General features: G+C 64.7%; 13 protein-coding genes and 1 tRNA gene. 8 read left to right on the top strand and 6 right to left on the bottom strand.

Annotated features, from left to right (window positions below):
• Positions 1–374 (top strand): hypothetical protein (locus K1X74_22645; protein MBX7169152.1); only part of this gene is annotated, 374 nt, incomplete at its 5' end.
• A gap of 75 nt (positions 375–449) precedes the next feature.
• Here the strand turns inward: K1X74_22645 and K1X74_22650 are convergent.
• Genes K1X74_22650 through K1X74_22660 form a run of 3 tightly spaced genes read right to left on the bottom strand, consistent with a single transcriptional unit; the run spans position 450 to position 4020 of the window.
• Complete coding sequence (locus tag K1X74_22650) at positions 450–1466, bottom strand: ABC transporter permease (protein ID MBX7169153.1); 1017 nt, start codon at positions 1464–1466, stop codon at positions 450–452.
• A gap of 6 nt (positions 1467–1472) precedes the next feature.
• Positions 1473–2981: a sugar ABC transporter ATP-binding protein gene (locus tag K1X74_22655; GenBank protein ID MBX7169154.1), complete on the bottom strand. Its 1509-nt coding sequence runs from the start codon at positions 2979–2981 to the stop codon at positions 1473–1475.
• A 34-nt stretch (positions 2982–3015) separates the two neighbouring features.
• On the bottom strand, positions 3016–4020 hold the full coding sequence (locus K1X74_22660) for a substrate-binding domain-containing protein (GenBank protein MBX7169155.1): 1005 nt from the start codon (positions 4018–4020) through the stop codon (positions 3016–3018).
• Positions 4021–4170: 150 nt separating this feature from the next.
• Here K1X74_22660 and K1X74_22665 point away from each other — a divergent pair, with 150 nt between their 5' ends.
• The 5 genes from K1X74_22665 (at position 4171) to K1X74_22685 (ending at position 10085) form a co-directional block, all read left to right on the top strand.
• Positions 4171–5007: an amidohydrolase family protein gene (locus tag K1X74_22665; protein MBX7169156.1), complete on the top strand. Its 837-nt coding sequence runs from the start codon at positions 4171–4173 to the stop codon at positions 5005–5007.
• Positions 5008–5116: 109 nt separating this feature from the next.
• Positions 5117–5461, top strand: a complete 345-nt coding sequence (locus K1X74_22670) for a helix-turn-helix transcriptional regulator (protein ID MBX7169157.1) — start codon at positions 5117–5119, stop codon at positions 5459–5461.
• Between the two features lie 18 nt (positions 5462–5479).
• The gene (locus tag K1X74_22675) at positions 5480–7312 is read left to right on the top strand and encodes a hypothetical protein (GenBank protein MBX7169158.1); all 1833 of its coding nucleotides are present in this window, start codon (positions 5480–5482) and stop codon (positions 7310–7312) included.
• 178 nt (positions 7313–7490) lie between these two features.
• Positions 7491–8402 (top strand): inositol oxygenase, encoded by a 912-nt coding sequence (locus tag K1X74_22680; protein ID MBX7169159.1) that lies wholly within the window; start codon positions 7491–7493, stop codon positions 8400–8402.
• Between the two features lie 9 nt (positions 8403–8411).
• Positions 8412–10085, top strand: a complete 1674-nt coding sequence (locus K1X74_22685) for a hypothetical protein (GenBank protein ID MBX7169160.1) — start codon at positions 8412–8414, stop codon at positions 10083–10085.
• Here K1X74_22685 and K1X74_22690 read toward each other — a convergent pair.
• The 3 genes from K1X74_22690 to K1X74_22700 all read right to left on the bottom strand — a co-directional run bounded on the left by K1X74_22690 (position 10079) and on the right by K1X74_22700 (position 12883).
• A complete protein-coding gene (locus tag K1X74_22690) occupies positions 10079–10558 on the bottom strand; it encodes a hypothetical protein (GenBank protein MBX7169161.1) in 480 nt (159 codons plus the stop codon). The genes K1X74_22685 and K1X74_22690 overlap by 7 nt on opposite strands.
• 227 nt (positions 10559–10785) lie before the next feature.
• The gene (locus K1X74_22695; protein MBX7169162.1) at positions 10786–12048 is read right to left on the bottom strand and encodes an aminotransferase class I/II-fold pyridoxal phosphate-dependent enzyme; all 1263 of its coding nucleotides are present in this window, start codon (positions 12046–12048) and stop codon (positions 10786–10788) included.
• Positions 12049–12139: 91 nt separating this feature from the next.
• Complete coding sequence (locus K1X74_22700) at positions 12140–12883, bottom strand: hypothetical protein (protein ID MBX7169163.1); 744 nt, start codon at positions 12881–12883, stop codon at positions 12140–12142.
• A gap of 367 nt (positions 12884–13250) precedes the next feature.
• Between K1X74_22700 and K1X74_22705 the strand changes: the two genes are divergently transcribed.
• Complete coding sequence (locus K1X74_22705; protein ID MBX7169164.1) at positions 13251–13826, top strand: methylated-DNA--[protein]-cysteine S-methyltransferase; 576 nt, start codon at positions 13251–13253, stop codon at positions 13824–13826.
• A 250-nt stretch (positions 13827–14076) separates the two neighbouring features.
• Positions 14077–14150, top strand: a tRNA-Arg gene (locus tag K1X74_22710).
• The last annotated feature ends 1 nt before the right edge of the window (position 14151 follow it).

The following is a 14151-nucleotide window of genomic DNA, read 5'->3' on the forward strand; positions in this document are numbered from 1 at the left end:
AACTGGAGAGCGGCGCGCGTGAGGTCGAGCCGCGCGAGCGCGACGACGATCGTCCTCGGCGCCGCGGCCGCCGGCGCCGACGGTCGCGTGGCGGTCGTGCCGGCGAGGGATCGACCGAGCGGTCGGAAGGTGACGCATCCCGTGACCTGGGCGACGATCAAGACGACTCGGCGGCTGAGGAAGCCGATCTCGGCGATTCGAGCGGCGAAGGGAGCGAAGATCGCTCGCTCCACCGAGCCATCACGTCGTGGGAGGAGACGATCGGCATCATCGTCGAGACCAACATGGCGGCCCGGGCCCGCGCTCCGCAGCAAGATCGGCATTCGGGCCGGGGTGGGCGCGGTCGTCGCGGCCGAGGTCGCGGCGGGCGCTAGCCGGCGGCCACCACCCGGCGCGGGCACCTTTGGTCGCGAAACACGGAACGCATCGCCGTTCGGGTCGCGCGACGATCAGTCGCTACGGCGATGCAGGAACTGATCAACGGCGACGGCCGCGATGATGATCAGGCCGATCACGATCTTCTGCACGGGATCGCTGACGCCGGCGTAAACGCAACCGCTACTGAGCGTGGTCATCGTCAGCGCGCCGAGAATCGAGCCGAGCACGCTGCCCCGCCCACCGTTGAGGCTGCCGCCGCCGATCACGACGGCGGCGATAATCTCTAATTCCTTGCCCAGCCCGCTCGTCGGGTTGCCTTGTTTGGCCAGGTCGTTGAAGTCGAACAGCCCCGCCAGCGCCATGAATGCGCCGCCGAGCGCATACACGGCAATCTTGACGAGCGGCACGTTGATGCCGCACAACCGCGCCGTGGCCTCATTCGAGCCGATGGCGAACACGTAGCGCCCAAACACCGTCAGCCGCAGCACGGCTGCCAACACCAGTCCGAGCCCCAGGACAATCCAGACTCCGGTGCACACCAATTGCCAACTACCGCTCGCGGGCGGATCGAGCAGCGTGCTCATCCATTCGGGCGCCGGGGCTTGAATCTTCTGTTGGTCGGAAACCCGCTCGGCTACGCCGCGCAGCGCGAGCATGGTGCCCAAAGTCACGATGAACGGTATCAGCCGTAAGGTCACGATCAGCAATCCGTTGAACACTCCGCAGGCAATGCCGGCCAGAACGATGGCGATTAAGGCCAGGATCGGCTCGACGCCTTGCTTGAGCAGCATGGCCAGCAGCACGGCCGTCAGGGCCAGGATCGACCCGGCCGACAGATCGATCCCGCCGCTGATGATGATCACCGTCATGCCCAAGGCGCCGATGCCGACGATGGCCGTCTGCTTGGCGATCATCGTCATCCGCAGCTTCGACAAGAACGGTTGCGGCGGCTGTTCGATCAACTGGTAACCCAGGAAGATCGCCAGGACGATTCCCAGGCCGACGAACGGGCCCAATACCGACCAGACCAGTTCCCAGGTGCTGCGCCGGGCCGATTGAGTGTCCGTGTTGGCTGTGATTTCGCTCATGCTGGCTCACGCTCCTCCCGTGGCGACGTGCATGATGGCTTCGTCCGTCCACTCGGCGGCCGGGCGCAAGGCGCGCAGCCGCCCTCGGCACATCACGCCGATCCGGTCACAGACGTTCAAGAGCTCGGGTAGATACGAGCTGACCATCAGGATCGATTTGCCCTGCGCGGCCAGGTGGCCGATCAACCGGTACACCTCGGCCTTGGTGCCTACGTCGATGCCCCGCGTGGGCTCGTCGAGCAGCAGCACGTCGGCCTGCTGGTGCAGCAGCCGCGCGATCGCAATTTTCTGCTGATTGCCGCCCGACAGTTCGCCGATCGGTTGCCCCGGCCCACGGGCCTTGCACGCCACGCGTGCCATCCAGTCGCGCGCCGCCGCGTCGCGCCGCCGCAAGTTGAGCCAGCCGGCGCGGGCATAGGGAGCAAGGCAATTGAGCGTCAGGTTGTCGGCGATCGACATTGCGACGGCCAGTCCCTCGGCCTTGCGATCTTCGCTCACCAGGCCCAGGCCGCGGCGCATGCTCGCCGCAGGCGATTGCCCCACCGACCCGCGCGCCGCGACCGTCACGCGGCCCGCGCGAACGGGCTCGAGGCCAAAGATCGCGCGCAGCAATTCGCTTCGCCCTGCCCCCACGAGCCCGGCGAGCCCCAGAATCTCGCCGCTGCGCAACGTCAGACTGACGTCACGGGGCACCTCGACCCCCGACAAACCGAACAGCTCCAGCACTGGTTCCCCGACCTGATGCTCGACGTGCGGAAACATTTCGGTCAACTCGCGACCGACCATTTGCCGCACGATATCCGCCTGGCTGGCAGCCGCCATGGCACCTTGTGCCACGATCCGTCCGTCGCGCAGGACGGAATAGACGTCGGCCACTTGTGCGACTTCTTCGAGAAAATGGCTGATATAGATCACGCCCAGGCCAGCCCCTCGCAGCCGGGCAATCGCCTGGAACAGATGTGCCGTATCTTCCTCGGTGAGCGAACTGGTCGGCTCGTCGAAGATCAGCACCCGCGCGTCCGAAGCCAGGGCCCGCGCGATCTCGACCAATTGCTGCTTGGCGATCGGCAGCTTGGCGACGGGCACGTCGAGCGGCAAATGCTCTTGCCCCAGCTGTGCCAGGGCCCGCTGGGCGAGTTGCCGATGAGCGTCGCGATCGACCAGTCCCCAGTGGCCGCGCTCCTGCCCCAGCAGGATGTTCGCCTCGACGCTCAGATGCGGAGCCAGGCTCAGCTCCTGATGGATCATCGCGACGCCTGCCGTGCGGGCAGCCGCCGGCCCGGACGGTGCAAAACCCCGACCTGACAATTCGATCGTGCCCGCGTCTGGCCGGTAGATGCCGGCCAGGATCTTCATCAAGGTCGATTTGCCGGCGCCGTTTTCGCCGATCAGGGCGCGGACTTCGCCTGGGCCAACCTCAAAGGCCACATCGGCCAGCGCCACCGTTGCGCCGAAGCGCTTCGACACGCCTTGGCAGCGCAACAAGGGCGCCGCCACGTTCGGTCCGTTCGTCATCGCCGCCTGCGACGCCTGCACGGCCCACCCGCGCCTATTTCACGGTTTCCGGGAAGAGCAGCCGCTTGATTTCGGGCTGATCGTAATTCTGGCTCGTGGCCAGCGCCTCCTCCGTCTCGACGCGCTCGGGCACCTGTTGGCCCGAGAGCTTTTCGTACATCACCTTGACCGAGTCATAGCCCATCTTCACCGGATCTTGCAGCACCGTGGCGTGCATGTGGCCAGTCTTGAGGCCATCGGCCAGGTTTTCTCCGGCATCGAAGCCGATGAACTTGACCTTGCCGGCCAGACCGCGCGGATCGCGCCGCAAGACGGTGAGCATGCCGCTGGCGGTCGACTGGTTGGGACAAAAGATGCCATCGACCTGGTCCCCATAGGTGGCCAGCAAGTTCTCGCTCAGGGCCACGGCCTTGCTCTCGTCGGGCCCGCCGTACTTGTCCTGCGAGATCAACTTGATGTCGGGGAATTTGGCCAGCGCCTCGAGGAAGCCGGCCTCGCGCTGCTCGGTGCTTTGCGAATTGAGATCGTAGCGCATCAAAATCACCCGGCCCTTGCCGCCCAGCAGCTCGGCCATGTACTCGCCGGCCCGTTGGCCGCCGCGTTGGTTGTTCGTGGCCACGTAGCTGACGATACCCGATTGGTCGGCCAGGCCCGAATCGAAGATCAGCACGGGAATCCCGGCCGCCAGGGCTTGATCAACCGGCTTGCGCAAAGCCACGGCATCGAGCGGCGCCAGACAGATGCCGTCGTAACCGTTGGCGATGAAGCTTTCGACCATCTTGATCTGCTCGGCCGTGTCGCCCTCGCCGAGCGGCCCCTTCCAGGTGATCTCGACCTCGGCCAGGTCGTGGTCGGCCGCCTCAGCCCCCGCGCGCACCGAGTACCAGAAATCGTGGCTCGTCCCTTTCGGGATCACCGCGATGCGAAACGTCCTGGCCGCCTTGCTCGAACCGTCGTTGCCCACTTCGCCTGCCGAACCGTTGCAGCCGAGGGCCCCGAGCGCCAGTCCCAAGAAGATTCCGCCTACCACGCGCTGCATCGTTCGCCGCTCCTACCAGGTGCTCGATATACTCGTGGCGGTCGTTGCTCAAACGCCCGAGCATACAAGCCGCCGGCGCGGCGAACAACTTCATCGCTGCCGGCCGGCGAAGCTGCTCCCTGCCCGCAATACCTCTTGCTCCGAGCTGCCATGTCGACGACGAAGACACCCCTGATCGATGCCTGGGCACAACCTGCCGTGCGCGGCATGTTCGACCGTCTGCCCGAAATCGCCCGACTGTTCGCCCAGTCGGGTACCAGTGAATTGCTCGAGCGCGGCGTCGGGCCGGACGAGCTGATCGGCATGATGGACGCCGCGGGGATCGAGCGGCTGGTGCTGACTGCGTGGTGCCAAAGTGGCGAATGGATCTTTTCGAACGACCTGGTCGCCGAGTATCTCCGCGCCCATCCGACACGATTCATCGGCGCTGCGGCCGTCGATCTGGAACATCCGGTGGCTGCCGTTCGCGAGCTGCGCCGCGCGGTCAACGACCTGGGCTTTCGCGCCTTGCGCATCATTCCCTGGCTCTGGAACCGCCCGCCCAACGACAAGCTCTATTACCCGCTCTATGTTGCCTGCATCGAGCTCGACATTCCTTTCTGCACGCAGGTCGGCCATACAGGCCCTTTGCGTCCCTCGGAAACCGGCCGGCCGATCCCCTACATCGACGAAATCGCGCTGACTTTTCCCGAGCTGCGCATCGTCGGCGGCCACATCGGCTATCCCTGGACCGACGAGATGATCGCCGTGGCCTGGAAACACGCGAACGTCTACATCGACACCTCGGCATACCTGCCGCGCTACTACCCGCCGCAGTTGCTGCACTTCATGTCGACGTACGGCCGCGACAAGGTGCTGTTTGGCAGCAACTTTCCCATGCTGCGGCTGGACAAGTGTGCCCAGCAGGCGCGCGAGTTGGGTCTGCCGGCGCAGCTCGAGGCCAACTTCTTCCACGCCAACGCGCGGCGCGTCTTCAAGCTCGACTGACGCGTCGCCTCCGCCCCGGGATTCTCTAGGGAAGAAAAGGCTTGCCTTGGTCGGCGAGGCACGATACTATGCTACACATAGTATGCCATTCAGACCAAAGGGCTCAGCCATGCGAATCGAACGCGAGCTGATGCGTGGAGCCGGCCCCGTTGCCGTGCTCAAGCTACTCGAAGGGGGCGAGAAATACGGCTACGAGTTGATTGCCCTGCTCGACCAGCGCTCCGACGGCGTGCTGTCGATGGGACACTCGACGCTCTACCCGCTGCTCTACAACCTCGAAGCCCAAGGGCTGATCGCCGCCCACTGGCGCGACGGCGAGACGAACCGGCCGCGCAAGTACTATGCCCTCACCGCTCAGGGGCGAAAACGCCTGGCCGCCGACGTCAAGCAATGGGAAGCCGTGGCCCGGGCCATGCATGGCCTCGGCATCCTGCCTGCAGCACATGGGAACTGACGCAAGGGGCCAGCGCCGATGATCGAACATGCACGCAACGTCCACGCGCCGTCCGATGGTTTCTGGAGCCGGGCCCGGTATACGCCGCTCAGCGACGCGCTGCGCGGAAACCTGTCGGCCCGCTACGATCTCCGGCGCGTCGCGCTGGCTTATGACTTGCCGGCCGAGCTCAATGACCGGGTGCTCCAAGTCGCCAAGCGTACGCGGCTCTCGCGGACGGAAAAGATCGCCGTCGTCCAGGAACTGGCCGGGCATTTTGCCGACGGGCTGACGGCAGGCGTCGATCCGTCCCGGCTCTTGGAGCAATTTGGATCGCCAGCAGTGGCAGCCAGGCTGATTCGCCGCGCCAAGCTCCGGCAGCGTTCGTCGCTGCGGCGCGCAACGCGCGCCGTACGGTTGGCCTGCGGGTGGGCCCTGGCGATCGCGGCGGTCGTGTATGCGATCGCCTTGGTGCGCTTTTGGTCGGCGAATCCTCACCCCACCGACAAGTACTGGCGCGAGGTCAACGTGGGCCGAAAGGTGCCGCACGGCGAAACGGCCGCCTGGCCGCTGTACCAGGAAGCTGCGCAGTATTTCTACGGCGACAAATTGGCCGACACCTGCTGGCACTGGTACACGTTCGGCGGTGACCGAAAGCACCTCGGAGAAGCGATCGAACTGCTGAAAAAGCATGCAACTGCGGCGACATTAGTGCGTCGCGCAGCGAGCCAGCCGCATCTCGGGTACGTGCTTCAATCGGTGGCGGATGGAGCACCACCGTCCGATCATGCGCTCACCGCGGTTGGACTCGAGGCGATCCAGGTCATCCGCAAGGCGGCGAGGCTGATGCAGACCGAGGTCCGGCTCGCCGCTCAACAACACGATGCCCCCCGCGCTCTTGCGAGCCTCGAGGCGTTGCTACAGATGGCCGATCACTGCCGGCCGGAACGGGCATGCCTCGTCGAGCAGTTGGTCGCTATGCACATCGAACTGCTCACGTCTACGGTCGTTAGCGAACTCCTGGCGACAAATGGTGAGGTCTTCTCGCCCGAGCAACTGCGCGACCTGGCCCACGGCCTGGCAGCCCATGCGGAACATCATCGGACGCCCTGCGACATGCGATTCGAACGCGCCGTGATGCTCGATTTGCTCGACCGCTGCTACAGCGCCGACGGCCACATGACGGCCGAGGGCATGCGCATGATCAATCGGTTGAGCGCTGATGCTCTTTCGAAATCCTATGGACTCGGCTCGGAGCAGAATTCGGGAGTGCTCAGTCGCGCAGGCACCGAGCTCACCACAGCGACCTTGGGCCTGATGATCGCCGACCGCGATCAACAAGTGGCCGTCATCGATCGATTCTTCGACTTGCTCGCACGCGACGTACAGTCGCCGCCCTGGCAATGGGAGGAACCGCAATCACAGCGTTATATCCAACAGATCGCACACGACTCCGTACCGCGTCTCCGGTATGTGATCCCGGTCCTGATGTTGCCCGCGATTGTATGGGTTGAAAGAACGCGCGTGCGAACGGCCCAGGAAGCCGATGCCACCGTGACGGCCATTGCATTGGAGCTCTACCGCCGTGAGCATGGTGCCTGGCCGACGACGTTGGCCGAGTTGACGCCGGGGTTGCTGCCGCAGCTTCCGGTTGATCAATGCGACGGCCAACCCTTGCGCTACCTCGTGCGAAACGGTCGCCCACTGCTATACAGCCTCGGCGGAAACTTTGTCGACGACGGCGGTCGGCAAACACAACGACAAACCTTTGTTGACTACTTTGGCCGAGAGGAGATTCTTTCGGGCAAACGCCGGTCCACCAAAATGGAAACCGGCGACTGGGTCCTCTGGCCGCCGACCGATTCGTTCTGAGGCGGCATCTGCCCGCTACTGCGACGAAATGTGCCCAGTATCCAGCAGGGCCGCGGGCAATCGCGGTTGGCCGGGGTGGCGGATAGCGGCTAGGATGAAACCCGCTGGCTAGGCTTTCTGCTTTGCCACGCCGCATCCGTAGTGATTTTCCCGAGCCCCGTGCGGAGCCGCGCGTCCCATGGTCGATGCCGCCAATCGGTCGAATCCCAGCCAGAATCCGCTTGCCGATCTCCACGAATGGGACGACGACGTCAAGCGCCGCTATCCCGAGCCAGCCGCTGGCGGCGATGCGCCGTTCAACCCGACTGACCCAAACAAGACGCAGGAGCAGTTCCGCGATTATCGCGCCGAGGCCCGCGCCAGCGTCAAGGAGTTCTACCGGCTCAACCATACTCACCAGACGCTCGATTTCGTCCGCGGGAAGCGAGCCGAGTACCTTCCGCTGCGGAAAAAGCGGATGGGTGTTTGGGAGGCGATGGAGTTTCTCAACACGCTGGTCGACGACAGCGACCCCGACACCGATCTGCCGCAGATCGAGCATGCGATGCAAACCGCCGAGGCGATTCGCGCCGACGGTCACCCGCGGTGGTTCGTGCTGGCCGGCCTGATTCACGACCTGGGCAAGGTTTTGTGCCTGTTCGGCGAGCCGCAATGGGCCGTCGTCGGCGACACCTTTCCCGTCGGCTGCGCGTTCAGCGACAAGATTGTCTTTCCCGAGTTCTTCGCGGCGAATCCTGATTCGCAGGTGGCCGAGTACAAGACGGCCTGCGGCATCTACGAGCCGGGCTGCGGGCTGGACCGGGTGCTGCTGTCCTGGGGACACGACGAGTATCTCTTCCAGGTGACGAAGGACTATCTGCCTGAGCCGGCGCAGTACATGCTTCGGTACCACTCGTTCTACCCGCAGCACCGCGAGCAGGCATACGATCATCTGCTCAACGATCATGACCGCGAGATGTTCGCCTGGGTGCGGGCATTCAATCCCTATGACCTGTACACGAAGGCCAAGGAGCGCCCCGACCAGGCGCGTCTGCGGCCGTTCTACCAAGAGCTGATCGCCGAATACTTCCCGGCCGAAATTGCCTGGTAGGGCCGCGTCGTGGCAGAAATCCCGCGCTATCGCGAACTATTGACGGCGCTGCGCACGTCGTTTCCCCAGCCGGTTTCCGACCCAGTCCACGACGCCTATTTCGTGTTCACGATTTTCAAGGCGCTCGACCAGGTCGACTCGCTGAAATCGCAGGCCCCGATCCTCGGCCGTGCGATCGAGCCCGATTGGGCCGGGGCTCGCACGCCCACCACGCCGCAGGCAGGCCGCCCGGTCGAGGCAGTCATCCCCGAGCTGGTGAAATACCTCGAGGGAATGTTCATCCCGGGTCATCCTCGGTTCCAGATGAACGTGGTGCCGCCGACTTCGATCGCCTCGATCATCGGTGTGCTGCTGCCGGCCGTCTACAACCCCAACCTGGTCAGCGAGGAAAGCGGTCATCGAGTCTCCGAGGCCGAGGTGCGCGTGGCCTCGATGGCTGCCGAGCTGGTCGGCTACGATCCGCAGCACGCAGCCGGCACGTTCACCTTCGGCGGCACGGGCACCATGCTGTACGGCGTCCGGATGGGGCTCGAAAAGGCCTTGCCTGGGTCGTTACAGCGCGGCCTGCGCGACCAGCTCGTCGTGTTGGGATCGGCCCAAAGTCATTACTGTCTGCTGAATGTGGCCGCGTGGCTCGGCATCGGCACCGACCACGTCGTTCGCGTGCCCTCAACGGCCGACAATGCGATCGATTTGGCGGAGCTCGAACGCGCCGCGCGCGAGGCACTCACCGGCGGCGCCAAGATCGCGGCATTCGTCGCTACGATGGGCACTACCGATTCGTTCGGAATCGACGACTTGCAAGCGATCGTCGCGCTGCGCGACCGGCTGGTCGAGGAGTTCAAACTCGGCTATCGCCCGCACGTGCATGCCGACGCCGTGATCGGCTGGGCCTGGTCGGTATTCAACAACTACGACTTCAAGACCAACGAACTCGGCTTTCGCGGCCGCACCGTGCGGGCCTTGGCCGTGGCCAGTCACCGCATTCGCCACCTGCGCCTGGCCGATTCGCTGGGCATCGACTTTCACAAGACAGGCTACGCTCCCTACGTCTCGACGCTGTTCCTGGCCCGCGATGCGGACGACTTCCGGCTCGTGGCCCGCAGGCGCGAGGAGATGCCCTATCTCTACCAGTCGGGGCATCATCACCCGGGGATGTACACGCTCGAGACGACCCGTAGCGGCACCGGCCCGCTGGCGGCGCTGGCCAACTTGTTGTTGTTCGGGCGCGAGGGGCTGCGGACCCTGTTGGGACATGCCGTCGAGATGGCCGAGGTGCTGCGAGAGCACATCGAATCGCACCCGGACCTGACGGTCCTCAACGAGGAGAACGTCGGCCCCGTGACGCTGTTTCGCGTCTACCCGGCGGGCGTCGACACGTTGTCCGTCAAGGACCGTGAGCGCAGCGACCCAGATTTTCGCGTGCAGACGCGGGCTTTCAACGACTACAACCGCCGGATTTACGAGCGCGTACATGCCGAAGCGCTGGCGGGCCGCGGCGTGGCCATCTCGATGACCAACTGCTACCGGCAGTCGGATTTTGGCGAGCCGATCGCGGCGCTGAAGTCCTATGTGCTCAGCCCGTTCGCCGATGAAGACCGCATGCACTCGATCATCAAACACGTGCTCGCGGCGCGCGACCAGGTCGATGCCGAGAGCCAACCGGATCGAGCCACTCAGTGAGTCAGGACGGCGTGATCTTCGTCGAACACTTCTTGCTCGCCGCTGGTTTTCGCCAGGCCAGCCAGTTCCGAGTGTTGCAGCCGGGCGTTCAGGGCGTTGAGTTCTTCGGACAGCTCGTGCCAGAAGTCGCCCTCGCGGAAATGCAACGGCTCAATCTGTCCACCTTGCGCCAGGGTGCGCAGAGCCTGCCGGAATCGCACAATCGGACCGACAAAGCGATTGCTCAGCCGCAGTACGTCGATCAGCACCAATGGCAGCACAAACAACGACGCAACCAAGGCCGGGCCGAGCTGGAACCACATTTCGTCGAAGTGCTTGTAGAACACTCGGGCCGAACCAAACATGATCCGCCAACACAACACCAGCGTGGTGATCGTCAGCAGGCAGCAGAACCAATAGGTCACCGTCCGCAGCATCAAGGCTCCCTGCACGCGGGGGTCGACGAACAGCTTTTGACGCGATCGGTTCAACATGACTTCGCTTCCCGACTGGCTACTTGTGAGTGGACTGGCGCCGGCCGACGACGCGCGCAGCGACAATGCCGTCCCTCGCAAAGCTACGTCACCGCGTGGCACGCGCCACAAACACTGCCAGCGATCAGCTACCCAAACGGGCCGGATATGCGGGAACTGCCGGACGTAGCGGCAACCCTCGCGCCGGGGGAGCCTGGTCCCGGCCGGCCGAGCGGCTGGCGAGGCGGTCACTCGGTGTAACGCGCCTCGAGCCGGTGCTCGGGATGCGCAGCCGCAAAGGCTGCCGCGCGGTCGCTCCGGGAAAACGCGACAGGCAAGAACTCCAGCGCCTGCTGCAAGCGGTTGCGCGGCTCGGCGCAGCTCAACCGCAAGAACCCCGCGCCCGCCGTGCCAAAACACTCACCTCCCAGACACGCCACGCCGAGTCGTTCGTCGGCGCCGGCCAGGAGATACATCGCCAGCCCTTGCGAGGTCAGTCCGAGCCGGTTGCACACCGCCTTGACGTTGGGAAACGCATAGAACGTGGCCGCCGGTTCCAAGCAGCTCACGCCCTCGATCTGAGCGAGTCCGCGGGCCAGGAACTGCACCTGATCACGAAAGGCATCCATTTGCGCAACCGACTCTTCGCCATCGGCCTCGAGGGCTGCCTTCGCCGCCCACTGAACGATCGGCGATGTACATGAGAGTGACGTATTGATTAGCCGGCCGAACATCTCGGCGATCGCCGGCGAGGTAACGGCATAGCCGACGCGCCACCCGCTCATGCTGTACGACTTGCTGAACGTGTAGGCCGCCACGCATTGATCGAGCATGCCGGGCTGTTCGAGCAGCGTGTGATGGCGGCCGCGCCACACCATCGCGTCATACGGCTCGTCGGCGAACACGACCACGTTGCGGCCGCGGACCAGGTCGGCAATCTGCCGCAAATCGTCGGCCTCGGCTACACCGCCCGTCGGATTATGGGGGCTGTTCAGAAATATGGCCTTCGGTCGAGGGTCGCGCTCCAAAAACGCGGCAACGTCGGCCGCCTGCGGACGAAACTGCTGCTCCTCGCGCAGCGGCGCCAGCCAGATGCGTGCCCCGCGCCGCTCGATGTTGGGCACGTAGGTGGGAAAGTGCGGGCTGAACACGAGCACCGCATCACCCGGGTCGAGAAAAGCCTCGCAGAACAGCAGCTCAAAAACCTTGGCTCCCGGCCCAACGACGACGTTCTCGCCGCCCACCGGAACCGCGAACCGCTGCGCGAAGTACGCGCCCATCGAGGCCCGTACCTCCGGCAAACCCATCGACGGTCCGTAATGCGTCTGGTCGGTCTCGATCGCGGCGATGCCTGCCCGTTTCGCCGCCGCGGTCGTCGGAAATGGGCTATCGCCGATTTCCAGCTCGATGACGTCTTTGCCTGCCGCGCGCAGCCGCTTGGCGTGCGCCAACACTTCGAATGCCCCTTCGACTTTCACTCCGCGGGCGAACTGGCTGAACGAGGCCGGCATGGTCATCCACCTGGCTGCCAAAAAAGGCAAGCGGGCACGCGAAACGCCCTCGAGCCGCGCCGGCGGCGGCCGCAGCCCAAGGCGACGGCGCTCACTTCATCGAAATCGCGCGAGCCAGCGGCTGCAGGATCTGATCGATCACGTGGTTGTCGACCATGTCCTGGCAAACCGAGCACAGCCGCCCCAGCGCCGCGACGAACGTCATATCCGGGCCCAGACTGCCATACTGCCGGGCCGTGACATAGACGCTCAATTGCTCTTCAGGAAAGTCGCCCGTGCGCACCTGGTAGGCGTTCGTACGGTTTTCGACGCTCACCCGCACTTGCAGCCGGCACTCGTCGTCCAACGCCAGCGTCACCGACGGCTCGTAATGAATGACCGAAGTACCGGGCACGTCGAGCAACCGTTCCATGGCCGGGGCTACGCCGAGCGCCTCGGTCACGAGCTGATTGTGGTTGCCGCGGTAGGTGAAGTCGAACCCGAACATCAAATCGAGCGCTTCGCAATCCAGCGGACTCAACGCCAACATGTGCGGCGCCAAATCGAGCACCAATTCGTGCTGGCTCATGGCCGTGGCCACGCTGTCCGGATTCACGTGACCCGAGCAGACGCGGCGCGGCTCGATCGTCGTCCAGCGGTATTGCCCCTGGTCCTTGTCCTCTTCGAGCACGAAGTCGCCCTTGTCGCGCGTGTAGAAATTGCGCATCGTCGGGTACTTCTTGCGAATCAGCTCAAAGAAATGCAGCACCGTCTCGCGGTTGCTGGGGAGCTCCATCTCCGTGCCGAGATTCATGTTGATGTAGAAATCGTCGCACAGGGAGGCGTAGCGATGCATCAACCCAATTCCTCATGCGCCCGTACCTTCGATACCGCGCCGGCCCGACGGGCTGTTGGCATTCGAACGGATATCGAAGCGGTTGTCCCTTCCCTGCTTGTTCCGGTCACGCGGGCCGCCCCCTCGCGCACATTCGTGCAATCTTGCTCGGCGGCGGCGGATGCCCGGTGAGGCGCCCGTTGCCCAATGCGGCGAAAGTTGCGCTGTGCGGCGTGGACCGTTCTGCGGCGTCCCCTGCCCTTCGTGGAATCCTTCCGACAGGGACGCAACAGCCAATATTGCTGGCACGAAATGGCAGTATAGAATGCAGCCGCCGAAGGGTCAAAGCCACGGAAAATGCGGCCTTGCGTGCCGCCAGGAGGTCTCGATGAGCCGTGCCAATCTGCTTGCGGCCAAACCACGCCCGACGCGCACCGCCGCCCCATGGTCACATGTGTTTCTCACGCGCCTCGGCTGGATGGGTATCACCGTCGGCCAACAGGGGCTCACTCGGCTGACCTTCGGTCACGACGAACCTGCCGCGGCGATCGCCGCGCTGGGCGACGACGCAGCCGAACTGCGCGCACGGCCCACCGCGCCAGCGGCCGACTGGGTCGCGCGACTCAAGCGGTTTGCCACCGGCGATCGCGTTGACCTGAGCGCCATCCCGGTCGATTGGCCATCGATGACGCCCTTCCAACGCCGCGTCTACGAGCGTTGCCGGCGCATTCGCCCTGGCGAGACCTTGAGCTATGCCGAAATGGCGACGGCTGTCGGCTCACCGCATGCAGCGCGTGCCGTCGGCAATTGCATGGCTCGTAACCCGGTGCCGCTGGTCGTCCCGTGCCATCGGGTTGTCGGCAGCGGCGGCGGTTTGGGCGGCTTTTCCGCGCCAGGCGGATTGAGCACCAAGTCGCGCCTGCTCGCCATGGAGCAAGGTCGCAAAGCGGCGAGCGTACGGTAGCCAGGTTCGCCCGCTTGCAATTCCTCCACAGTGGGGCGGACCCGAAGGCCTGTCGGGACTGGCCGCGAACATTGGCTCGTTCCGCGACGTCCTCATAGACGCCTTGCGGATCGGCGCGCGACTGAGACAATAGAATTGCCGGCGCATGGCGCTGCGGCCCGAGACGCGCCTGGGCCGGCACCCCGGCGGGGCCGAACGGTCGAACAGCCATTGACCGCAAGGACTTAACGCCTTACCCTGCACAACCCACGCACCCCTAGCTCAATTGGATAGAGCATCGGTCTACGGAACCGAAGGTTAGAGGTTCGAATCCTCTGGGGTGTAC

This window comes from Pirellulales bacterium (assembly GCA_019694435.1).
In the GTDB taxonomy this organism is placed as follows: Bacteria; Planctomycetota; Planctomycetia; order Pirellulales; family JAEUIK01; genus JAIBBZ01.

Bases quoted from the DNA above. Each gene is read 5' to 3' on its own strand.
- K1X74_22695 (MBX7169162.1), bottom strand. From the start codon at position 12,048: ATGCCGGCCTCGTTCAGCCAGTTCGCCCGCGGAGTGAAAGTCGAAGGG.
- K1X74_22700 (MBX7169163.1), bottom strand. From the start codon at position 12,883: ATGCATCGCTACGCCTCCCTGTGCGACGATTTCTACATCAACATGAAT.
- K1X74_22650 (MBX7169153.1), bottom strand. From the start codon at position 1,466: ATGAGCGAAATCACAGCCAACACGGACACTCAATCGGCCCGGCGCAGC.
- K1X74_22670 (MBX7169157.1), top strand. From the start codon at position 5,117: ATGCGAATCGAACGCGAGCTGATGCGTGGAGCCGGCCCCGTTGCCGTG.
- K1X74_22660 (MBX7169155.1), bottom strand. From the start codon at position 4,020: ATGCAGCGCGTGGTAGGCGGAATCTTCTTGGGACTGGCGCTCGGGGCC.
- K1X74_22705 (MBX7169164.1), top strand. From the start codon at position 13,251: ATGAGCCGTGCCAATCTGCTTGCGGCCAAACCACGCCCGACGCGCACC.
- K1X74_22690 (MBX7169161.1), bottom strand. From the start codon at position 10,558: ATGTTGAACCGATCGCGTCAAAAGCTGTTCGTCGACCCCCGCGTGCAG.
- K1X74_22680 (MBX7169159.1), top strand. From the start codon at position 7,491: ATGGTCGATGCCGCCAATCGGTCGAATCCCAGCCAGAATCCGCTTGCC.
- K1X74_22665 (MBX7169156.1), top strand. From the start codon at position 4,171: ATGTCGACGACGAAGACACCCCTGATCGATGCCTGGGCACAACCTGCC.
- K1X74_22655 (MBX7169154.1), bottom strand. From the start codon at position 2,981: ATGACGAACGGACCGAACGTGGCGGCGCCCTTGTTGCGCTGCCAAGGC.
- K1X74_22675 (MBX7169158.1), top strand. From the start codon at position 5,480: ATGATCGAACATGCACGCAACGTCCACGCGCCGTCCGATGGTTTCTGG.